The 22,031-nt window shown below is 60.1% G+C and carries 20 protein-coding genes; 11 read left to right on the forward strand and 9 right to left on the reverse strand.

The window, feature by feature from the left end:
• Positions 1-44: 44 nt before the first annotated feature.
• The 4 genes from AAEO81_RS29785 to AAEO81_RS29800 all read right to left on the reverse strand — a co-directional run bounded on the left by AAEO81_RS29785 (position 45) and on the right by AAEO81_RS29800 (position 4,938).
• Positions 45-2,009: an acyltransferase family protein gene (locus tag AAEO81_RS29785; RefSeq protein ID WP_341960743.1), complete on the reverse strand. Its 1,965-nt coding sequence runs from the start codon at positions 2,007-2,009 to the stop codon at positions 45-47.
• Positions 2,010-2,110: 101 nt separating this feature from the next.
• The gene (gene rho, locus AAEO81_RS29790; RefSeq protein ID WP_110948772.1) at positions 2,111-3,370 is read right to left on the reverse strand and encodes a transcription termination factor Rho; all 1,260 of its coding nucleotides are present in this window, start codon (positions 3,368-3,370) and stop codon (positions 2,111-2,113) included.
• A gap of 227 nt (positions 3,371-3,597) precedes the next feature.
• Complete coding sequence (gene trxA / locus AAEO81_RS29795; RefSeq protein WP_166594126.1) at positions 3,598-3,927, reverse strand: thioredoxin TrxA; 330 nt, start codon at positions 3,925-3,927, stop codon at positions 3,598-3,600.
• 306 nt (positions 3,928-4,233) lie between these two features.
• Complete coding sequence (locus AAEO81_RS29800; RefSeq protein ID WP_166594125.1) at positions 4,234-4,938, reverse strand: FadR/GntR family transcriptional regulator; 705 nt, start codon at positions 4,936-4,938, stop codon at positions 4,234-4,236.
• Between the two features lie 266 nt (positions 4,939-5,204).
• Between AAEO81_RS29800 and AAEO81_RS29805 the strand changes: the two genes are divergently transcribed.
• The 5 genes from AAEO81_RS29805 to ppx all read left to right on the forward strand — a co-directional run bounded on the left by AAEO81_RS29805 (position 5,205) and on the right by ppx (position 9,829).
• A complete protein-coding gene (locus tag AAEO81_RS29805) occupies positions 5,205-5,990 on the forward strand; it encodes a transporter substrate-binding domain-containing protein (protein WP_166594124.1) in 786 nt (261 codons plus the stop codon).
• Between the two features lie 40 nt (positions 5,991-6,030).
• Positions 6,031-6,696: an amino acid ABC transporter permease gene (locus tag AAEO81_RS29810; RefSeq protein WP_341960747.1), complete on the forward strand. Its 666-nt coding sequence runs from the start codon at positions 6,031-6,033 to the stop codon at positions 6,694-6,696.
• Positions 6,693-7,343 carry an amino acid ABC transporter permease gene (locus tag AAEO81_RS29815; RefSeq protein WP_341964652.1) on the forward strand — a complete coding sequence of 217 codons (651 nt, stop codon included), beginning with the start codon at positions 6,693-6,695 and terminating at the stop codon, positions 7,341-7,343. Before AAEO81_RS29810 ends, AAEO81_RS29815 begins: the two co-directional genes overlap by 4 nt.
• Positions 7,330-8,064 (forward strand): amino acid ABC transporter ATP-binding protein, encoded by a 735-nt coding sequence (locus AAEO81_RS29820; protein ID WP_341960748.1) that lies wholly within the window; start codon positions 7,330-7,332, stop codon positions 8,062-8,064. The genes AAEO81_RS29815 and AAEO81_RS29820 overlap by 14 nt, the downstream gene beginning before the upstream one ends.
• A gap of 262 nt (positions 8,065-8,326) precedes the next feature.
• Positions 8,327-9,829 (forward strand): exopolyphosphatase, encoded by a 1,503-nt coding sequence (ppx, locus tag AAEO81_RS29825; RefSeq protein WP_166594120.1) that lies wholly within the window; start codon positions 8,327-8,329, stop codon positions 9,827-9,829.
• Here ppx and ppk1 read toward each other — a convergent pair.
• The gene (gene ppk1 / locus AAEO81_RS29830) at positions 9,816-12,038 is read right to left on the reverse strand and encodes a polyphosphate kinase 1 (RefSeq protein WP_341960749.1); all 2,223 of its coding nucleotides are present in this window, start codon (positions 12,036-12,038) and stop codon (positions 9,816-9,818) included. The two genes, ppx and ppk1, sit on opposite strands and share 14 nt — an antisense overlap.
• Before the next feature lie 343 nt (positions 12,039-12,381).
• On the opposite strand from ppk1, the gene AAEO81_RS29835 reads away from it, so the two are divergent.
• Entirely contained in the window at positions 12,382-13,005 is a 624-nt protein-coding gene (locus AAEO81_RS29835; RefSeq protein ID WP_341960750.1) for a DedA family protein, read from the forward strand.
• Here the strand turns inward: AAEO81_RS29835 and AAEO81_RS29840 are convergent.
• On the reverse strand, positions 12,983-14,221 hold the full coding sequence (locus AAEO81_RS29840) for a sterol desaturase family protein (RefSeq protein ID WP_341960751.1): 1,239 nt from the start codon (positions 14,219-14,221) through the stop codon (positions 12,983-12,985). The genes AAEO81_RS29835 and AAEO81_RS29840 overlap by 23 nt on opposite strands.
• A gap of 188 nt (positions 14,222-14,409) precedes the next feature.
• Here AAEO81_RS29840 and elbB point away from each other — a divergent pair, with 188 nt between their 5' ends.
• Positions 14,410-15,087 (forward strand): isoprenoid biosynthesis glyoxalase ElbB, encoded by a 678-nt coding sequence (gene elbB / locus AAEO81_RS29845; protein WP_341960753.1) that lies wholly within the window; start codon positions 14,410-14,412, stop codon positions 15,085-15,087.
• Between the two features lie 112 nt (positions 15,088-15,199).
• On the opposite strand, the gene AAEO81_RS29850 is transcribed toward elbB, so the two are convergent.
• Complete coding sequence (locus tag AAEO81_RS29850; RefSeq protein WP_341960755.1) at positions 15,200-15,661, reverse strand: YaiI/YqxD family protein; 462 nt, start codon at positions 15,659-15,661, stop codon at positions 15,200-15,202.
• 165 nt (positions 15,662-15,826) lie between these two features.
• Positions 15,827-17,722, reverse strand: coding sequence for an FTR1 family protein (locus tag AAEO81_RS29855; protein ID WP_341960756.1), 1,896 nt, complete (start codon positions 17,720-17,722; stop codon positions 15,827-15,829).
• A 349-nt stretch (positions 17,723-18,071) separates the two neighbouring features.
• On the opposite strand from AAEO81_RS29855, the gene AAEO81_RS29860 reads away from it, so the two are divergent.
• Genes AAEO81_RS29860 through AAEO81_RS29875 form a run of 4 tightly spaced genes read left to right on the forward strand, consistent with a single transcriptional unit; the run spans position 18,072 to position 21,229 of the window.
• Positions 18,072-19,475: a hypothetical protein gene (locus AAEO81_RS29860; RefSeq protein ID WP_341960757.1), complete on the forward strand. Its 1,404-nt coding sequence runs from the start codon at positions 18,072-18,074 to the stop codon at positions 19,473-19,475.
• Positions 19,476-19,488: 13 nt separating this feature from the next.
• Positions 19,489-19,857 (forward strand): YcfL family protein, encoded by a 369-nt coding sequence (locus tag AAEO81_RS29865; protein WP_341960758.1) that lies wholly within the window; start codon positions 19,489-19,491, stop codon positions 19,855-19,857.
• A 35-nt stretch (positions 19,858-19,892) separates the two neighbouring features.
• Positions 19,893-20,483, forward strand: a complete 591-nt coding sequence (gene lpoB / locus AAEO81_RS29870; RefSeq protein WP_341960760.1) for a penicillin-binding protein activator LpoB — start codon at positions 19,893-19,895, stop codon at positions 20,481-20,483.
• Positions 20,484-20,485: 2 nt separating this feature from the next.
• Positions 20,486-21,229: a penicillin-binding protein activator LpoB gene (locus AAEO81_RS29875; protein ID WP_341964653.1), complete on the forward strand. Its 744-nt coding sequence runs from the start codon at positions 20,486-20,488 to the stop codon at positions 21,227-21,229.
• A 133-nt stretch (positions 21,230-21,362) separates the two neighbouring features.
• On the opposite strand, the gene AAEO81_RS29880 is transcribed toward AAEO81_RS29875, so the two are convergent.
• Positions 21,363-21,989 carry a LysE family transporter gene (locus AAEO81_RS29880; protein WP_341960762.1) on the reverse strand — a complete coding sequence of 209 codons (627 nt, stop codon included), beginning with the start codon at positions 21,987-21,989 and terminating at the stop codon, positions 21,363-21,365.
• Positions 21,990-22,031: the final 42 nt, after the last annotated feature.

Here is a 22,031-nt window from a genome sequence, read left to right on the forward strand (position 1 = left end):
ATCCTACCTGCTCTGGCGGGCAACGGCAGCAGCCGAACGCGGATTCATCTGCCCTGAGCGGCGTTTTCGCTGAGATAAATCGGCGCCAGCAAAGGCTTCATGCGCTCGCCGCCTTTATCCGACAGGTGATTTTCATCCATGTATTGCGAATAGCCGTCGAATTCGGCGCGGCAAATCCCACCGGGGCACATCAGGGGTGCAGGGTCCAGGACACGGACGTTCGGATCTTGTTGGCTCAAGTGGGTGAACAGCGTGTTTAGAAACTGCTGACGCGCCAGATGCTCGGCGATGGGCCGTCCCAATCGTTCGGCAGAACGCCCGACCATCGCCAGACTGGCCAACCGCGCGACCGTCCCCTGCCGTTGCAGCGGCACTTCTTTGAAAATCCATACTCGCGCACCAGCTTCACGCAATGTGTGGACCATCGCAGTCAAGTCCCTGCCCACTTCCTGTTCGGCCACCGAACGGCGGTCATCCGGATACAGGACGTGCTGCATGTCGCCATCTTCTTCGCCGTACAGATACAAGCTCCAACGCGCTGCCAGGACGACGTCTCGAATTTTGTGTTCGCGAATGGATTGCAGCGTGGCTTGATTGAAATCCTGACACTGCGGTCGCGTTTCATGCCCGAGGATCGGCAGGCAACCCGACAGACTCGCCAGCCAGACCGGGACGCCATAACGCTTTGCATCCGCCTCGATGGCGGGCAATAAGGCCGCCGCATGGCTATCGCCCCACACCAGTTGCACCGGCGGGGTCTGCTCGTCGCCTCCAAACCGGCAGATTTTGCTCATGTCCGGGCTGTCGCGTTGCAGAAGGCAATCCATCTGCCCGCGCTGCCAGTCCCGCGCCTCCGCGTATTGCAAAGCCTGTCCCGAAATGCGCTGCGGTACACCATCACTGGTGCGTATCAGTTGGCCTGCAAGGCCGATAATCAACAGCGTCGCCAAACCCGAAAACAGCACGGACTTACGCCCGGCCAGCACCCGTTTTTCACGGAACGGCAGCTCGACCAGACGCCAACTGAGCCACGCCAGCACGAGCGTGAGCACGACCCATCCCGACGCTTCGAGCGCCTGCATGCCGTCAATGGACACCGCATTCGCGTAGACAAATACCGGCCAGTGCCAGAGATACCAGGAATAGGAAATCAGCCCGACGCCGACCATGCCTTTCACGCTCAGCAACCGGCCGACGACGGTGGACGTCTGCCCATTTGCCCAGATCATCGCCGTCGCGCCAAGGACCGGAAACAGCGCCGCCCACCCGGGAAACAGCGTGTATTTGTCGAAACCGAAAATCGCGCACAGCACCGCCACCAGCCCCGCCAGGCTGACCGCCTCATAAACCCACGATGGCATCTTGCGATCCGAGACGGTAAGCACCGCCAGCATCGCGCCACACAACAACTCCCACGCCCGCATCGGCAGCAGGAAAAACGCCTCATCAGGGTTGCGCTTGATCACCCAGACGTTGAGCGCGAACGACACCACCAAGAGCCCAAACAGCATCCAGCGCCATTGCCGCAGGTAACGGGTCAACAACACCATCAGCAGGGGAAACAGAATGTAGTACTGCTCCTCCACCGACAGGGACCAGGTGTGCAGCAGCGGTTTGAAATCGGAGGCGGGGTTGAAATAACCGTCCTGACGCATGAACAGGATGTTGGACGCGAACATCGCCTGATACCGCACGGCCCGGCCCAGTTGTGAATAGTCGTTGGCGGGCATCAGCACCCAGCCGACCAGCAAGGCGGCGAGCATCATGACGCTCAGCGCGGGAATGATGCGTCGGGCGCGGCGGGCCCAGAAATCGACAAAGCTGAAGCGCCCGGCGCTGATTTCCCGAAAGATGATCGAGGTGATCAGGAAGCCGGAGATAACGAAGAACACATCGACGCCCACGAACCCGCCGCTGAACAGACCAAATCCGAAGTGGTAAAGCACCACGGGGATGACGGCCAACGCGCGCAGTCCATCGATGTCCCGACGATTGCCAAAGGTGTGCATGACGCTCCTTGTCCGCTTTCTTGTTAAAAAAAGTCAAAAAAAATGGTGCCCCAAAAGGACACCATTTTTCTACAGCCGTTCAGCGCGTGCCGTTGAGCGTGTTACTTGCGCTTCATCGACAGGAAGAACTCATCGTTGGTCTTGGTCTGTTTCAGCTTGTCGACCAGGAATTCGATGGCAGCGACTTCGTCCATCGGGTGCAGCAGTTTGCGCAGAATCCACATGCGTTGCAGCTCGTCGTCGGCCGTCAGCAACTCTTCGCGGCGCGTGCCGGAACGGTTGATGTTGATGGCCGGGAAGACGCGCTTCTCAGCGATCTTGCGATCCAGAGGCAGCTCCATGTTGCCGGTGCCTTTGAATTCTTCGTAGATCACTTCGTCCATCTTCGAACCGGTTTCAACCAGTGCGGTGGCGATGATGGTCAGCGAGCCGCCTTCTTCGATGTTACGAGCCGCACCGAAGAAGCGCTTTGGTTTTTCCAGCGCGTGGGCGTCAACACCACCGGTCAGTACCTTGCCGGAGCTCGGGATGACGGTGTTGTAGGCGCGAGCCAGACGGGTGATGGAGTCGAGCAGGATGACCACGTCTTTCTTGTGCTCGACCAGGCGCTTGGCCTTCTCGATCACCATTTCGGCAACTTGCACGTGACGGGTTGGCGGTTCGTCGAACGTCGAGGCAACCACTTCGCCGCGCACGGTGCGCTGCATTTCGGTCACTTCTTCCGGACGCTCATCGATCAGCAGAACGATGAGATGAACTTCAGGGTTGTTACGGGTGATGTTCGACGCGATGTTCTGCAGCATGATGGTCTTGCCCGCTTTCGGCGGGGCAACGATCAGACCGCGTTGACCTTTGCCGATAGGGGCGCACAGGTCGATGACACGACCGGTGAGGTCTTCGGTGGAGCCGTTACCGGCTTCCATCTTCATGCGAATCGTCGGGAACAACGGCGTCAGGTTTTCGAACAGAATCTTGTTCTTCGCGTTTTCTGGACGGTCGAAGTTGATGGTGTCGACCTTAAGCAGTGCGAAGTAACGCTCGCCTTCCTTCGGCGGACGGATCTTGCCAACGATGGTGTCGCCCGTGCGAAGGTTGAAGCGGCGGATCTGGCTAGGCGAGACGTAGATGTCGTCTGGGCCCGCGAGGTAGGAAGCGTCTGCAGAGCGGAGGAAGCCGAAGCCGTCCTGGAGGATCTCCAGCACGCCATCACCCGAGATTTCCTCGCCGCTTTTAGCGTGCTTTTTCAGCAGGGAGAAGATCACATCCTGCTTGCGCGAACGGGCCATATTTTCTATGCCCATCTGTTCGGCCATTTCGAGCAGATCGGTAATAGGCTTTTGCTTGAGTTCAGTCAGGTTCATATAGGAATGACGTAATCGTGTATGAGGGGGAAATTAAGCTTTTGGCTTAATGAGGCCGCGCCGCAGAGAAGGCGACAGGATCGCGTACAAATCGAAAGGAGAGCGTCGGCGACGGCTAGCAGGGGGCAACGGAGAAGCCGTTGCGGGGCCGAATGTACCACTTGATTTTCGAAGCGTCTAGTACAACGCCAGAAAAAAGCCCCGCAATTTGCGGGGCCTTTGCGCCATCAGATGTTGGCGTCGAGGAACGCTTGCAACTGCGACTTGGACAGAGCGCCAACCTTGGTGGCAGCGACTTCGCCGTCCTTGAACAGCATCAGGGTCGGAATACCACGAACGCCGTGCTTGGCCGGGGTTTCCTGATTTTCGTCGATGTTCAGCTTGGCAATGGTCAGTTTGCCTTCGTAGGTGCCAGCGATATCGTCCAGAACCGGGGCGATCATTTTGCAAGGGCCGCACCACTCAGCCCAGTAATCTACCAGCACAGGGCCTTGTGCCTTCAGGACATCGGCTTCGAAGCTCGCGTCGCTGACGTGTTTGATAAGGTCGCTACTCATGAGATTTCTCCGAGGTCATAGGCAAAAAAACGTGGACCATCATAACTGTGTCGGGTCGTGACAGGAAGGTAGAGGCGATTGTCTCTTGCTATGGGTTTAGATGACTAGCTTTATTGAAGTGACCCCAATCAGGTAGGAGCCGGCCCCGTTGGCACTTGGGGCACGATCCCTGTGGGAGCGAATTCATTCGCGATTGGCCAGCGCATCCGACGCATCTCCATCGGTTGTGCCACCGCATCGCGAATGAATTCGCTCCTACAGGTCATGCGTTCAAATTCAAGACAAGCGCCCCGTTTGGGACAAAAATCAGGCCGAAGGCGCCACGAACACAATCCCCGTACGCAACGCAGCGCCTCTTATATGTTCCTGCATCGCCTTTTGGGCGGGGCCGGACGCGTTGCGAGCGAGGGCGCGGAGAATCTTGCGGTGTTCCTGCCAGGTTTCCATCGCCCTGCCCGCCCGAATGAACGGTAGCTTCTGGCTCTCCAGAAAAATGTCGGCGCTGGCCGTAATGATCCCAAGAATCGCCTGATTGCCGCTCGCCACAAGAATCCGTCGGTGGAAATCGAAGTCCAGTTTGGCGGCGCCGTCGAAATCACCGGCTTTGAGTTCGAGACGCATGGCTTCGACGTTGTCCTCCAGGACATCGCGCTCATCTGCCGTCAGCGTCACAGCTGCCAGCCCTGCCGCAAAACCTTCGAGCGCGTAACGCAGCTGAAACGTCTCCGACGGCGAAGCATGGGCCGCAAAAGGCCAGGAGAAACCACTCGTGCGCTGTTGTGGTTCAGAAATCGCTTGAACGAAAACCCCCTTGCCTGGCTGCACGCTGACCACGCCTAACGCGCTCAACGACGACAACGCCTCGCGCAACGAAGCGCGACTGACCCCCAGACGAACCGCGAGATCCCGCTGCGAGGGCAGGCTGTCGCCAGGGCCATAGCCTTGCTCGGCGATCAATTTGCGGATCGCCTGGAAGGCGGCTTCGGGTACTGCGATCGGGCTCGTGTGCATGGGTTTTCAGGCGCAATGACCGTGGAAAACCTTCTTTTATAGTCATCCCGCTGATTCGGCAAGTGACGCCCAAGTGAAGGGCGGCGAGGCTTTCAGGCGCGCCAAAGCGGGGCGAACCGGCGCCCAACTGTTCAGACCAGTTAGACCGGATCTGGGCGCCAGCCCTCATTCCACGGTCGCAAACGCAGCGATGGCATGGGCTGTGCACTGGCCCCTGAGCATCACCCATGCATTGCCTTCACCCTTGTTCGATTCGGAGACGTCCCATGACCCAGCGTTACAGCGCTCTGCTTGCCGCCTTGTTTGCCAGCTTCCTGCTCGGCCAGGCCCCTGCCCACGCCAACGGGCTGGATGATGTGACCGCGCGCGGCACGCTGAAAGTCGCCGTACCGCAAGACTTCCCGCCCTTCGGTTCGGTAGGCCCGGACCTGAAACCACGCGGCCTGGACATCGACACCGCGCAATTGATCGCCGACCGGCTCAAGGTGAAGCTGGAACTCACCCCGGTGAACAGCACCAACCGCATCCCGTTCCTCACCACCGGCAAGGTCGATCTGGTGATCTCCAGCCTGGGCAAAAACCCGGATCGCGAGAAAGTCATCGACTTCTCCCGTGCCTATGCGCCGTTCTACCTCGCCGTGTTCGGTCCACCTGACGCTGCCATCAGCGGCGTGGACGACCTCAAAGGCAAAACCATCAGCGTGACCCGTGGCGCCATCGAAGACATCGAGCTGACTGCCGTGGCACCGAAAGAAGCCACCATCAAGCGTTTCGAAGACAACAACTCGACCATCGCCGCCTACCTCGCCAACCAGACCGACCTGATTGCCAGCGGCAACGTGGTGATGGTCGCGATCAGCGAAAAGAACCCGAAACGCATCCCGTCGCTGAAAGTGAAGCTCAAGGATTCGCCGGTCTACGTCGGCGTGAACAAGGGCCAGCCGGAGCTGTTGGCCAAGGTCAACGAGATTCTGGAAGCGGCGAAACAAGACGGCGCGCTGGAGAAGAACTCGCAGACCTGGCTGAAACAGCCGCTGCCCGCCGATCTCTGATCGCCCCGCTTTAGTCACTGCGTCTGGTTGAGGTTTTCAGATGGCCTATAAGTTCGACTTCATTCCGGTCCTGCAAAACGCTGACCTGCTGCTGCGTGGGGCCTTGTTCACCCTTGAGCTGACGGCCATCGGCACTCTGCTGGGCGTCAGCGTCGGTATTGTCGGCGCCATCGTCAGGGCCTGGAAGATCCAGCCGTTCTCGGCCCTGTTCGGGGTCTATGTCGAGCTGATACGCAACACGCCGTTTCTGGTGCAGCTGTTCTTCATCTTCTTCGGGCTGCCGTCGCTGGGGGTGCAGATTTCCGAATGGCAGGCAGCGGTGCTGGCGATGGTGATCAACCTCGGCGCGTACTCGACCGAAATCATTCGCGCAGGCATTCAGGCGATTCCTCGCGGGCAGCTGGAAGCCTCGGCCGCACTGGCGATGACGCGCTTCGAGACGTTTCGCCATGTGGTGTTGATTCCGGCCCTGGGCAAGGTTTGGCCCGCGCTCAGCAGCCAGATCATCATCGTCATGCTCGGCTCGGCGGTCTGCTCGCAGATCGCGACCGAAGAACTGAGCTTCGCCGCCAACTTCATTCAGTCGCGCAACTTCCGTGCGTTCGAGACGTACATCATTACCACGCTGATCTACCTGTTCATGGCGCTGATGATTCGTCAGTTGCTGGCGTGGATCGGACGTCGCTATATCGCGAGGAGCCGCTGATGGATTTCACGCTATGGGACATCGTGCGCAACCTGCTCACAGGCCTGCAATGGACGCTGGCGCTGTCGCTGGTGGCGTTCATCGGCGGCGGCGTGATCGGCTTGCTGGTGATGACGATGCGCATCTCTGAAAGGAGTTTCTGGCGCCGGCTCGCGCGGTGCTACATCGAGCTGTTTCAGGGCACGCCGCTGCTCATGCAGCTGTTTCTGGTGTTTTTCGGTGTCGCGCTGATGGGTGTGGACATCTCGCCTTGGGTCGCGGCCGCCCTCGCGTTGACACTGTTTACGAGCGCGTACCTGGCTGAAATCTGGCGGGGCTGCGTGGAATCGATTTCCAACGGTCAATGGGAGGCGTCGGCAAGCCTGGCCCTTACCCCCTTCGAGCAACTGCGCTACGTGATTCTGCCCCAGGCGTTGCGCATCGCCGTGGCCCCGACCGTGGGCTTTTCGGTGCAAGTCGTCAAAGGCACGGCCGTGACATCGATCATCGGTTTCACTGAGCTGACCAAGACCGGCGGGATGCTCGCCAACGCCACGTTCCAGCCTTTCATGGTCTACGGCTTTGTCGCCCTGGGCTACTTCCTGCTGTGTTATCCGCTGTCGCTCAGCGCCCGTTATTTGGAAAGGAGACTTCATGCCTCTGCTTAGAATTTCCGCCCTGCACAAATACTACGGCGATCACCATGTGCTCAAAGGCATCGACCTCAGCGTCGAGGAAGGCCAGGTCGTGGCGATCATCGGCCGCAGCGGCTCGGGCAAAAGCACATTGCTGCGCACGCTGAACGGGCTGGAATCGATCAACGACGGCGTGATCGAGGTCGATGGCGAATACCTCGACGCAGCGCGGGCTGATCTGCGCAGCCTACGGCAGAAAGTCGGCATGGTGTTTCAGCAGTTCAACCTGTTCCCGCACCTGACCGTCGGCGAAAACGTGATGCTTGCGCCGCAGGTGGTGAAAAAGGTCTCCAAGGCCGAAGCGACGAAGCTCGCCAAGGAAATGCTCCATCGCGTCGGACTTGGGGAAAAATTCGACGCGTTCCCTGATCGTTTGTCGGGAGGCCAGCAGCAGCGCGTGGCAATTGCGCGGGCCTTGGCGATGTCGCCGAAAGTGCTGCTGTGCGATGAAATCACCTCGGCGCTGGACCCGGAGCTGGTGAATGAGGTGCTCAGCGTCGTGCGCGAGCTGGCGAAAGACGGCATGACGCTGATCATGGTGACCCACGAAATGCGCTTCGCTCGGGAAGTGGGCGACAAGCTGGTGTTCATGCATCAGGGCAAGGTGCATGAAGTGGGCGATCCAAGAGAGCTGATGGCCAACCCAAAAACACCGGAACTGGCGAATTTCATTGGGTCGGTGGAACACGCTTGAACAGGTCGCTTGCCATCGACCTGTAAACGCGCATCTGTAGGAGTGAGCTTGCTCGCGATAGCGGGGGATCAGACAAAGCTGTGGTGGCTGATCACCGCTATCGCGAGCAAGCTCACTCCTACAGTTATGGCGGTGCAACGTAATGATCGTTCCCGCGTGGAGCGTGGGAACGATCACGTCACGCCCAACGCTTAAATGCGCGTTTGGCGGCAGTGATGGTTCGTGGCACGATGTCGGGGTTAACGACCGAGACCTTTTGACCATGTCGCCATCCACAGCCAAAAACCTCTCGCTGATCGCCGCGATCGACTTGGGCTCCAACAGCTTCCACATGGTGGTCGCCAAAGCGAATCAGGGTGAAATCCGCATTCTTGAGCGGCTCGGCGAGAAAGTGCAGTTGGCCGCCGGGATCGACGACGAGCGCAAGCTCAACGAAGAATCCATGCAGCGGGGGCTCGATTGCCTCAAGCGTTTTGCCCAACTGATCAACGGCATGCCACCGGGCGCCGTGCGGATCGTCGGCACCAACGCCCTGCGCGAAGCGCGCAATCGCAACGAATTCATCCACCGCGCCGAAGAAATCCTTGGCCACCCTGTCGAGGTCATTTCCGGCCGTGAAGAGGCGCGCCTGATCTACCTCGGCGTGTCCCACACCCTCGCCGACACACCGGGCAAACGCCTGGTGGCGGACATCGGTGGCGGCAGTACCGAATTCATCATCGGCCAGCGCTTCGAACCGTTGCTGCGCGAAAGCCTGCAAATGGGTTGCGTGAGCTTTACCCAGCGCTATTTCAAAGACGGCAAGATCACCCCGGCGCGTTACGCCCAGGCCTACACGGCGGCGCGGCTGGAGATCATGAGCATCGAGCACGCCCTGCATCGTCTGACGTGGGATGAAGCGATCGGCTCGTCCGGCACCATTCGCGCGATCGGCCTGGCCCTCAAAGCCGGCGGCCACGGCACCGGTGAAGTCAACGCCGAAGGCCTCGCCTGGCTCAAACGCAAACTGATGAAGCTCGGCGAAGTGGACAAGATCGACTTCGACGGCCTCAAGCCCGATCGTCGCGCCATTTTCCCGGCCGGTCTGGCAATTCTCGAAGCGATCTTCGACGCCCTTGAACTGAAACGCATGGACCACTGCGAAGGCGCGCTGCGCGAAGGCGTGCTGTATGACCTGCTGGGCCGCCATCACCACGAAGACGTGCGCGAACGCACCCTCAGCTCGCTGATGGACCGTTATCACGTCGATCTGGAACAGGCCGCACGGGTCGAGCGCAAGGCGCTGTCAGCGCTGGAGCAGGTCGCCACGGCGTGGGAGCTCGAAGACGATCTGTATCGCGAGCTGCTCAGTTGGGCCGCCAAGGTGCATGAAGTGGGGCTGGACATCGCCCACTATCACTACCACAAGCACGGCGCGTACTTGATCGAGCACTCGGATCTGGCGGGTTTCTCGCGGGAAGACCAACAGATGCTCGCGCTGCTGGTGCGCGGCCATCGTCGGAACATTCCAAAGGACAAGTTCGCCGAATTTGGCGATGAAGGCGTGAAGCTGATTCGTCTGTGCGTGCTGCTGCGCTTCGCGATCCTGTTCCACCACATTCGCGGCACCCAAGAGATGCCGCAACCTGTGCTGACCGCCAATGGCAACGACCTCGACATCCTGTTCCCGGATGGCTGGCTGGAAAACAACCAGCTGACTCAGGCCGACTTCGCGCTGGAAGCGGAGTGGCTGACCCGAGTCAACATCAACCTCAGCGTACGCTAAGGACCGGGTTGCTCAACTTCTCCAGAAGCGACGCCTGCACATTGCGGGCGTTCTGGTTGCCGGTTGGCGTGCTGCGAAGGTAGCGCCCGTCCGGCTGCAACAGCCACGCGTGGGTGTTGTCGGTCAGATACCCCTCCAACTCCTTCTTCACGCGCAGAATCAGCTTCTTGCCTTCCACCGGGAAGCAGGTCTCGACGCGCTTGTCGAGGTTGCGTTCCATCCAGTCGGCGCTGGACAGGAACATCTGCTCGTCGCCGCCATTCAGGAAGTAGAACACGCGGGTGTGCTCCAGGAAGCGACCCACGATCGAGCGCACCTGAATGTTGTGCGACACGCCCGGAACCCCCGGACGCAGGCAGCACATGCCCCGCACCACGAGATCGATCTTCACGCCCATCTGGCTGGCTTTGTACAGCGCGCGGATGATCTTCGGATCAGTCAGCGAGTTGAACTTGGCGATGATGTGGGCAGGTTTGCCGTCGGTCGCGAACTGCGTCTCGCGGGCAATCATGTCGAGCATGCCCTTCTTGAGCGTGAACGGCGCGTGGAGCAACTTCTTCATGCGCAGCGTCTTGCCCATGCCGATCAGCTGGCTGAACAGTTTGCCGACGTCTTCGCACAGCGCGTCGTCGGAGGTCAGCAGGCTGTAGTCGGTGTACAGACGAGCGTTGCCCGCGTGGTAGTTACCGGTCCCGAGGTGGGCGTAACGCACGATCTCGCCCGCTTCGCGACGCAGAATCAACATCATCTTGGCGTGGGTCTTGAAGCCGACCACACCGTAAATCACCACCGCACCGGCCGCCTGCAAGCGGCTGGCGAGTTGCAGGTTGGACTCTTCGTCGAACCGCGCGCGCAGCTCGATGACTGCCGTGACTTCCTTGCCGTTACGCGCGGCATCCACCAGCGCATCAACGATTTCCGAGTTGGCGCCACTGCGATACAGCGTCTGGCGCACGGCCAGAACGTGAGGGTCTTTGGCCGCCTGACGCAGCAAATCCACCACCGGCGTGAAGGATTCGAATGGGTGCAACAGCAGAATGTCCTGCTTGCTGATCACGTTGAAGATGTTTTCGCTGTTCTGCAAAAGCTTCGGAATGGCCGGGGTGAACGGCAGGTATTGCAGCTCCGGATGGCTGTCCAGGCCGGTGATGCTGAACAGACGCGTCAGGTTCACTGGACCGTTGACCTGATACAGCTCGGTCTCGCTCAGGTTGAACTGCTTGAGCAGGTAGTCGGACAGGTGTTTCGGGCAGGTGTCGGCCACTTCCAGACGCACCGCATCGCCGTAGCGACGGGAGAACAGCTCGCCACGCAGGGCGCGGGCCAAGTCTTCTACGTCCTCGGAATCCAGCGCCAGGTCGGCGTTACGGGTCAGGCGGAACTGGTAGCAGCCCTTGACCTTCATGCCCTGGAACAGGTCATCGGCGTGGGCGTGGATCATCGACGACAGGAAAACGTAGTTGTCGCCCGGGCCGCCGACGTCTTCCGGCACCTTGATGATGCGCGGCAAGAGGCGGGGGGCCGGAATGATCGCCAGGCCCGAATCGCGACCGAAAGCGTCGATGCCTTCCAGCTCGACGATGAAGTTCAGGGATTTGTTGACCAGCAACGGGAACGGGTGCGTCGGATCGAGGCCGATCGGTGTGATGATCGGTGCGATTTCGTCGCGGAAATAACGACGGACCCACGTCTTCAGCTTGGTGGTCCAGTAACGACGACGGATGAAGCGCACCTGATGCTTTTCAAGCTCGGGCAACAGGATGTCGTTGAGGATGGCGTACTGGCGGTCCACGTGGCCGTGCACCAGCTCGCTGATGCGCGCCAGCGCCTGATGAGGCTGCAAGCCGTCGGCACCGGCCTGCTCACGGGCGAAGGTGATTTGTTTCTTGAGGCCCGCGACGCGGATTTCGAAAAATTCGTCCAGGTTGCTGGAGAAGATCAGCAGAAACTTGAGGCGTTCGAGCAGCGGGTAGGATTCGTCCAGCGCCTGCTCAAGTACGCGAATATTGAACTGCAGCTGCGACAGCTCGCGGTGAATATAAAGGCTGCTGTCATCCAGGTTCGGGATCACGATCGCCGGGCTGGCAGGCTGCTGCAGCTCGACGGCGGGCAGCACCTCGATAGTCGGTTCGACCACGGCGGTGACTTCCGTAGAAGAGATTTCGGGTTCAAGTTCAATTGAGGCTTCGGTGCTTCCTTCGGTACTCATGAATAATCCTGTAAGGCTGTTGCCCTGTAACAGTTGGGCCGGTAGAACGGCCGAAGAGATCGATCTGTCGGTCCCTTCACGACAAAAGGGACGATCAGCGGCGCAGACCGGTCACACCGGGCACCTGCGGGCCCGAGCGCGCGGGCAAACGTGACAGTTATAAGCCAGCATTGTGACTGACACATGACAGCTACATGTCCACCATACCGTGTAGGACCAAAACACGCTTCCTAGACGACAATTCTGCCCAAGTCGTAAGAAACTTTAACGTAGTGACACATTTCGACACTTTCCTGAATGTGTCCGGCGCGTTAGGCTGCGCGTTCATTTCGCCAGCACCCATATGATGCTCCAGCATTTTTTACAAGAATTTGGCTACTTCGCCCTCTTCCTTGGAACCTTTTTTGAAGGTGAGACCATTTTGGTCCTCGCTGGATTTCTTGCGTTTCGTGGGTACATGGACATCAATCTGGTCGTGGTGGTTGCCTTCTTCGGCAGCTACGCAGGCGATCAGCTCTGGTATTTCATGGGGCGCAAGCATGGCCGCAAGCTTTTGGCACGCAAGCCGCGCTGGCAACTGCTGGGCGATCGCGCGCTGGAACATATTCGTCGGCACCCCGACATCTGGGTGCTGAGCTTCCGATTTGTCTACGGTTTGCGCACGGTGATGCCGGTGGCCATCGGCCTTTCCGGGTATCCGCCGGGGCGTTATTTGCTGCTCAACGGCATCGGTGCTGCGGTCTGGGCGGCGGCGCTGGGCGCTGCGGCCTACAAATTCGGCGCGGTGCTTGAAGGTTTGCTGGGCAACGTCAAGAAATACGAGCTGTGGGTCTTGGGTGCACTGCTGGTGATTGGTGGCCTGCTTTGGATCAGACGTCGTATCAAAAACGCCCGTATTGCGCGCGAGGCCAAACTGGCGGTTTCAGCCGCGGCCCCCGTCGAGGTCAAGGACCGGCCAGACGAGTGAATCGACCCCGAGCGCAATACACAGCGATTGCGCTCAGCAGCGTGTAAGTCAGCAACACTGTCCAGCCCAACGCACTCGCGGGCCACAGGCCTACTGCCGGAGCCACCGCCATTAACGGCAGGTTCGCCACCAGCCTCACCCCTTCCAGCTTCAACGCCGCCGGCCGGTTTTCCAGTGCCGCGCCAAACACGAACAGCCCCAACGCCACCCATGACCAGCCGACGATCAGCGCAGCCCACGGCAACACGTCGCCGTTCGACAGCAGATAACTCCCCAGCAGCGTGTACAGCGAAAATTGTGCGCCAATGTACAGCTGCTGCGTCAGGCTCAACGGCACCTCGAATTTGCGGAATTGCACAAGGTCCGGCTTGCTGATCGGATATTTCCGCGCCACGTCCGCAGGCCGCCACCCGGTCGGCATGAACCAGATCCGCCATTTGTCCCACGTCGATTCGGCCCGTCGTGCATCCGCTGCCAATTGAGCATAGAACTGCACGTTCGCCCACAGCGGGTTCCAGCTTCTCAAAGGGGTTGTGACCCCGAAAATCGGCGGTTCCTCATCCAGCTCTTCCTGGAAGGTGCCGAACAGTCGGTCCCAAACAATGAACACCCCGCCGTAGTTGCGATCCATGTAGACACGGTTCTGCGCGTGGTGAGCGCGATGATTGGATGGCGTCACGAAGAACCATTCGAACCAGCCCAGCTTGGGAATGTGCCGAGTGTGGACCCAGAATTGATAAAGCAGATTGAGCGAGGCCACCGCCACGAACACCACCAGCGGCACGCCGACCACGGCCAGCGGCAGATAGAAAATCCAGCTCAGCAGAAAGCCGGTGCTGGTCTGGCGCAAGGCGGTCGAGAGGTTGTAGTCCTCGCTCTGGTGATGCACCGAGTGCGCGGCCCAGAGAATGTTGCGCTCGTGCCCCATCCGATGAAGCCAGTAATAGCAGAAGTCGTAAAAGATGAAGGCGAACCCCCAGACCCAGACGCTCTCGGCAGACAGCCGCCACAAGGCCAGATGCTCCAGCGCAAAGGCGTAGGTCACCAGCCCCACGCCTTTGGTCAGCAGACCCGTCGTCGTCGATAACACGCCTGTACTGAGGCTGTTGATCGCATCGGCGACCCGGTAATTGTTGACCTTGCGCCAACGGTCGGCGACCAGCTCGACACCGATCAGCACGAAGAAAAACGGCACTGCGTACAGAATGAAATTCATCGACGCCACCCGACAACGAAACCTCGAAGATTAGGCGTCACCACGGCAAAACCCTATGGCAACAGATGACAAATTAGTAGACATTTGAGGACATCGTTGGCGCGGCGAGCCGCTCGTAAGCGCCAGGGAACACGACATCACCGGCGTACCCGGTCTAGCCCGGATCGCTCAAGAGAGGGAACACAGGCATGAGCAAAAAAGTGGCCGTCATTCTTTCCGGTTGCGGCGTCCAGGACGGCGCGGAAATTCACGAAAGCGTGCTCACCCTGCTGCGTCTGGATCAACGCGGCGCCGAGGTGAAGTGCTTCGCGCCAAACATCCCTCAGTACCACGTGATCAATCACCTCACTGGCGAAGAAATGCCTGAAACCCGCAATGTGTTGGTGGAATCAGCGCGCATCGTGCGGGGCGCCATTGAGGACATCCGCGAGGCGGACGTCACTGAGTTCGATGCGTTGATCATCCCGGGCGGCTTTGGCGCGGCGAAGAACCTGTCGAACTTCGCCTCAGAAGGCTCAGGCTGCAAGGTTCAAGCGGAGGTGCTGGCCATGGCAGAAGCCTTCGCCATGGCGGGCAAACCCATTGGATTGATCTGTGTGTCGCCCGCGTTGGCGGCCAAGATCTACGGCCCGGGCGTGACCTGCACCGTTGGCAATTGCCCCGAAACTGCCGCCAAAATCACCAGGATGGGTGGCCAGCACGAAGAATGCGACGTCACTGACATCGTTGAAGACAAGGCCCGCAAGCTGGTCAGCACCCCGGCGTACATGGTTGCCAAGTCGATTGGCGAAGCAGCGTCGGGGATCAACAAGCTGGTGGATCGGGTGCTGGAGTTGGTGCAGGAAAGTGAGGACGTTTCGGCCTGATGAATAACTTTAGGAGCCGGCTTGCTGGCGAAAGCGGTGGGACTGACCCTCATGCACTGACTGATGAATCGCTTTCGCCAGCAAGCCAACTCCTACACCTGTCGTCCGTTGATCAGGCGGGGGATTCCCGCGCTAACCGGGTCAAAATCCGGTCCAGCGAATTGGCGAACGCCTGTTTCTCGCGATCCCCGTAAGCCCCCTGCCCGCCTCCTGCCTGCCCCTGTTCGCGCAAGTCGGTGAACAGGTTGCGCACGGCCAGTCGCTCACCCATGTTCTGCTCGTCGAACTCCTTGCCACGCGGGTCCAGCGCTGCAACGCCCTTTTTCACCAGCCGATCCGCCAGCGGCACGTCGCTGCAAATCACCAGTTCGCCCGGCGCTGCATGCTCGACCAGGTAATCGTCAGCCGCATCAGGGCCGCTGGGCACCACGATCAGCTTGACCAGCGCGAACGCAGGCCGAGGCACCGCTTGCCCCGCCACCAGCACAACCTCGAACTGGCGCTTGAGGGCGAATTTGACCACTTGATCCCTGGCCGCTTTCGGACAGGCATCGGCATCGATCCAGACGCGCATGTTAAAACTCCATCATTCTGCTTTTGTAGGAGCGTGGCTTGTCCCGCGAACGGCGGGGAACCCGCCGCAAAACCCGCATATGCAGTCCTTCTGTTGCACCGCGCCTGCCGGATTCACGACGACTACGTCGCCGATCGCGGGACGAGCCACGCTCCTACAGGTCAATCACACAGCCGCAACCCGGCGCTTTTCTGATAACCGGCTGCGACCATACAGCACCGCAATCGCCAGCAACGCAACCGCCTGCGCGCCCAAGGAATACGCATCGGCGTGAATGCCCAACCAATCGAACTCGAAGAACGGCACGGGCCGTGTGCCAAAGATGCCAGCCTCTTGCAGCGCCTTGACGCCATGCCCGGCGAACACCACCGACAACGCGCACAGCAGCGCAGCGTTGATACCGAAGAACATCGCCAACGGCAGTTTCGCCGAACCGCGCAGAATCACCCACGCAAGGCCCACCAACAGCACCAGCGCCGTGGCACCGCCAGCCAGCACGGCGTTATGCCCGGCGGGACCTGCCTGCAGCCACAACGTCTCGTAGAACAGAATCACCTCGAACAGCTCGCGGTACACCGAGAAGAATGCCAGCACTGCGAAGCCGAACCGACCGCCACCGCCCACAAGGCTGCTCTTGATGTAGTCCTGCCACGCCGCCGCGTGACGACGGTCGTGCATCCACACGCCCAGCCACAGCACCATGACGCTGGCGAACAGCGCCGTCGCGCCTTCCAGCAATTCTCGCTGCGAACCGCTGACATCGATCACGTACGCTGCCAGCGCCCACGTTCCCAAGCCTGCCAGCAGCGCCAAACCCCAACCCACGTTGACGCTGCGCACCGCCGATTGCTGGCCGGTGTTGCGCAGGAACGCCAGAATCGCCGCCAGCACCAGAATCGCTTCCAGCCCTTCGCGCAACAGAATCAAGAGGCCCGAGATGAAGCTCAGGGACGTACTGAGGCCATCGCTGCCAAGCAGATCGGCAGACACTTTGAGTTTTGCCTTCGCCGCCGCCAGTTTCTCAGCCGCTTCTGCAGCGGGCAGCCCGTCCTGCAACGACTGACGGTAGGCCATCAGCGCCTTCTCGGTGTCCTTGCGAACCGTGGCGTCCACGTTGTCCAGCGAGCTTTCGACCAACTCGAAGCCTTCCAGATACGCCGCCACCGACAGATCATAGGCCTGCTCGTGATCACCGGCCTGGTACGCCGCCAGGCTCTTGTCCAGCGTCGAGCTGGTGTAATCGAGCAGTTGCGAGGGACCCCGCTGGACCTGCGGTGGCTGGGCACGCTGGGCGCGGAAGGCCGCAGCGGCTTTCGGGCCCTCCACAACCAGCACTTCTGTCGGCGTCTGGCGGGCCAGGTCCGCGAGGTTGAACGTCTTGACCGCTTCGGCTTTGGGGTCGGCCGTGAAGCTTGCGATGTAGGTCGCCACATCCCAGCGCTGACGGTCATCCAGTTGGTCGGCGAACGACGGCATGTCCGTGCCTTCGATGCCCAGGCCCAACGTGCTGTAGACGTCATACAGGCTCAGGCGATCAAACCGCGACGCATCACGCATGTTCGCAGGGGGTGGCGACATGCCGACAGCCGCAGGACCATCACCCGCTCCCGCATTACCGTGACAGACCGAGCAATACTGCGCGTAGAGCGGCGCACCGCGTGTCGCGTCCGGGGTGATGATCGGTGCCTGGCTCACTTCGTACGCCACGGCCAGCTTCGCCCCCAACTGCCGTGCTTGATGCGCGACCTGCGCGCCATCGTCCTTTTGCTCGACAGCCGACAGCAGCGCCTTCGCGCCTTGCGTGAGTTCGGCACGCTCCGGCCGCTCGGGCAAGCCCGCGATCAAACCCTGAACAGCGCCGAGAAATTCGAGTTGCTCCCGATACTCAGCCTCGTCGATCACCTTGCCGTCCGCCACCGTCGCCGGGTAGTCGGCGCTGACGTAGTTGAACAGGTGAAGGGCTTGCGCGGCGCCATCAACGGAATCCGCGCGAGCGGTCACGCTGAGCAGGATCAGCAGCGCCAGACCCAAGCCAGCCATGAAACGTGAAGGGGAAAACATGAGTGGATCTCAAACAGGAATGCGAAGGGTTGTCATTGTTCATGTTGAGAGACTTGCACTCAAGTTTTACGGCATCTTTCGCGCCGTTTTTTGCAGGCCAAGGTGCGACGCATCAATTTTTTTCGAAAACAGCGCGGCATAGAGGCTGTGTAAGACGTGTCCGAAAATCCCGTGCGACATCAAAAAGCCATTGTTTAAAGCGTCTCGGTCCTTATAATCCCCCGCCGCCGCTTCTTGGCACACAGCTATCGCTTGATGACTGGCCCCGCTGGAAGCCCCCGCGTCTCAAAAAAGGAATTGCACAGCCGAGCGTCATGGAAACCGGCTGGCTCACTCAAGGAAAGATTCGATGTGCTCTCGCGCCCTCGGCACACTGGTGCTGATCATTGCCGCGCAACTGACCGGCTGCGCTGCGTTTCGCAGCTATGACACCGAGCTGCAGCAGACCAATCAGCAGCTTGCCAGCGGCAACGTCGATGGCGCCCTGCTATTGCTGGAAAAACACAACACCGGGGACGACAAGGACCTTCTCTACTACTTCGAGAAAGGCGAACTGCTGCGCTCCAAAGGCGATCTCGCGGGTAGCCAGCTGGCGTGGGGCCGCGCTGACCAGACCGTCATCGCCTGGGAAGACGCCGTCAAGCTGGACAGCGGCAAATATCTGGCGCAGTTCGGCAGCTACCTGGTGAACGACAAAGTGCGGCGCTACGAAGGCTACGACTACGAAAAAGTCATGCTGACCACGCAAATGGCGCTGAACCGGCTGGCCGAAAACGACTTCGATGGCGCCCGCACTGACATCAAGCGAACCCACGAGCGCGAAGCCGTGATCGCCGAACTGCGCGACAAGCAGTACCTCAAGAGCGAAGACGACGCCCGAAGCCAAGGCATGGCGTTTCAGTACAAAGACCTCAAGGGCTATCCGGTCGCCACCCTCGACGCGCCGGAAGTCATAAACCTGAAGAACAGCTATCAGAGCGCGTTCAGTCACTACCTTGCCGGTTTCGTGTACGAAGCGCTGGGCGAAAAAGACTTGGCAGCGCCAGGCTATCGTCAGGCGGCCGAGCTGCGCCCCAACACACCGCTGTTGGATCACGCCCTGCTGGACCTCGATGCCGCTGGCAGCAAAAACACCGCCACCGACGGCAGTGATGTGTTGCTGGTGGTGCAGACCGGCCTCGCACCTGCGCGTGACTCGATTCGTATCCCGCTTCCATTGCCGATTGACAACAATCTGGTCATCACCACCCTGTCGTTTCCAGTCGTCAAAGCCGACAACTCGACGCCGCTCTTCAATCAGGTCGGCGTGGACGGTCAGCCTGTCAACCTGACGTCGCTCAACAGCACCACCGCCATGTCCCGCCGCGCCCTGCGTGACGACATGCCGGGCATTTTGCTGCGCACCACCGTGCGCGCCATCAGCCGTGGCGTCGCGCAGAAGAAGCTCAACGAGGTCAATCCGCTGGCAGGGCTGGCCGTCGGCATTGCGTCCGCCGTCACGGAAAACGCCGACACCCGCACTTGGCGCACCTTACCGGACCACACCCTGGTGGCACGCATGCGCCTCAAACCGGGGGCGCACGAGGTGACTTTGCCCTCTTCGCTGGGCGGTACTCATGTGCAACTCAACATCGACCGCCCTTACCAAGTGGTCACTCTGCGTGCCATCGGCAATCAGGTGTTCACCAGCGGCCTGGCCGCGCAGGTGATCCCGTCGACCCTGCCGCAAGCCGTGGCCCTCAACACCCCTTGAACGGAGACACAACATGCTTCGCAAGATATGCGCCCTGATGGCCCTGGCGTTGCTCGCCGGTTGCGCCACCCCGCCGCCCGCCCCGGGCAGCGCCGCCAGCAAGGTGGTCGCCTTGGGTGACCTGAAAAACATCGACATCGGGCCGATGCGGGTCGCCCGTGAAAACGGCTTCCTGACCGTCAACGTCTCGCTGAACAACACCAGCCGCTACAACAAGACGATGTACTACCGCTTCGCCTGGCTGGGCAATGACGGCTTCCCGGTCGCTGAGCCCGAGACCTGGAAAAGCCTGACGCTGTATGGCTCGCAGAGCAGTTTCCTCCCCGCCATCGCGCCCGTGCCCAGGGCCACGGACTTCCGCCTCGAAGTCAAAACCCCTTGATGCCCCTTATTCGCTCAGCAAAAGAGACCCCTTTCATGCCATTCATTCGCCTTTCCCTGCTCGCTGCCGTCGCCCTGCTGGCCACCGGCTGCGCCAACAACTCGCCCACGTTGGGCAGCAAGAACATCAGCTACGGCGACACCAAGGCTGTTGAAACCGTGACCAACGAATTCGGCTCCACCGACCTGCAAATGATCGCAGAGAGCATGACCCGCTCACTGGCGCAGTCCGGCACTTTGCAGGGGCGCCCGGTGGTGCAGGTCTATGACGTGAGGAACAAGACCAGCGAATACATCGACACGCGGGAAATCACCACGTCGATCAAGACCCAGCTCATGAAGTCCGGTACCGCGCGTTTCGCCAGCGACAACACCGACATGCAGAGCCAGGTCGATCAACTGAAGCTGCAGAACCAGAGTGGCCTGTACAAACAGTCCACGGTCAGCAAAACCGGCAACATGGTCGCGGCCAAATACCGCCTTGAAGGCTCGATCAGCTCCATCGTCAAGCGCAGCAGCGACTACAAAGACGTCTTCTACAAATTCAGCCTGCAATTGATCGATGTCGAAAGCGGTCTGGCCGAGTGGATGGACGAGAAAGAAATCCGCAAGACCACGGAGCGTTGATGATGCGTGGATGGATCGGCATTTTGGGTCTGGTGTGCGCGTTCGGCGCCCAGGCCGCACCGAAAATCGCGGTCACTGACCTGGCGTTCGAGCAACAGGTGGAGGAATACATCCACACGGTGTCGGCGCAGACCAACGTTCAGGTCAATCGCTACGGTGCCAGCGGCTCGTCGAGCTACAACGAATACGAAGCACGCACCACATACATCGAACAAAGCGAGCTGCGAAAATTCAGCGGCGACATCAAGGGCGAGATTCTCAAGTCCGGGATGTTCCAGCTGGTGCAGGGCACGCCTTACACCGCCAGTGCGAAGGAAGACGTGTACGACGTGATCAAGCGCATCAAGAATGGCAACTTCAAAGGGGCTGATTACGTGCTGTTCGGCACCGTGTCGGACATCGACTTCCGTCAGGACGTTAACGAAATCGCCAACACCAACGCCCACTCTGCGGTGCTGGGCCTCACGCTGGTGGGCGACTTCAGCCTGATCAACACTCGCACCTTCGAAATCACCTCGGCGTTTACGGCGATGGGCGAAGGCCAGGACACCAAGCTGGTGAATGGCAATGACGTACGCGTCACGCCGAATCGGGGTCGGGTGGTGAAGGAAGTGTCGAAGTCCATCGGACTGGATGTAGCGCGACAGCTGCGAGAGCAACTCCGGGGAGAGATCGAGTATTCGCAAGAGCAGCCTGCGCCTCGGAACAATCTGCCGCGAGATGAAGCGCCGAAGATTTTGCGTTGAGCGTAAAGGCCTCCGCAAATCAACTGTGGGAGCGAATTCATTCGCGATGCGGCGGTACATCCAATCGATTTCTTTCGGATGTTCCGACCTCTCGCGAATGAATTCGCTCCCACAGATCCTTCATGATCCAACGTTACGCGCGATGCAACGTCGCGAGAAACGCCGCCGCACTCACGAACAATCCGGCAAACGTGCGGTTCATCCGGCGCTGTTGCTTCGGCGTCTTGAGCGCGCGCAGCACTTTCGACGCCAGCCCGGTGTAGCCCGCCATCACGATCAAATCCACGGTGACCATCGTCAAGCCAATCGTCAGGTACTGCGGCAGCAACGGCAGGTGGGTGTCGATGAACTGCGGCAGGATCGCGAGCATGAATACCAGCGCCTTGGGGTTGCTGATGTTCACCAGAAAGCCTCGGGTGACCAATGCCAGCGGCTTGCCGATCGGGCGAATAGCCGCGTCGTCAGACAAATCGCTCGGCAGGGCGCGCCACTGTTTGACGCCGAGGTACACGAGGTACGCGACACCAAACCATTTGATCAGCGTAAACGCCAATGCCGACGTCGCCAGCACGGCGCCGAGGCCTGCGGCAACAATCGCGATCTGGACGATCAACGCGAGTTGCAGGCCGAGCGCGTTCCAGTAACCGCGCCAGAATCCGTATTGAAGACCGCTGGACATTGATGCAATGGCACCGGCCCCCGGAGAAAGACTGATGACCCAACAGGCGGCGAAAAAGGCCAACCACGTTTCGAGCGACATGACGCACCTCAGGCAGAACGGAAACTCCGTCTAACCTAGTGT

The organism is Pseudomonas sp. RC10, from assembly GCF_038397775.1.
GTDB lineage: Bacteria > Pseudomonadota > Gammaproteobacteria > Pseudomonadales > Pseudomonadaceae > Aquipseudomonas > Aquipseudomonas bambusae.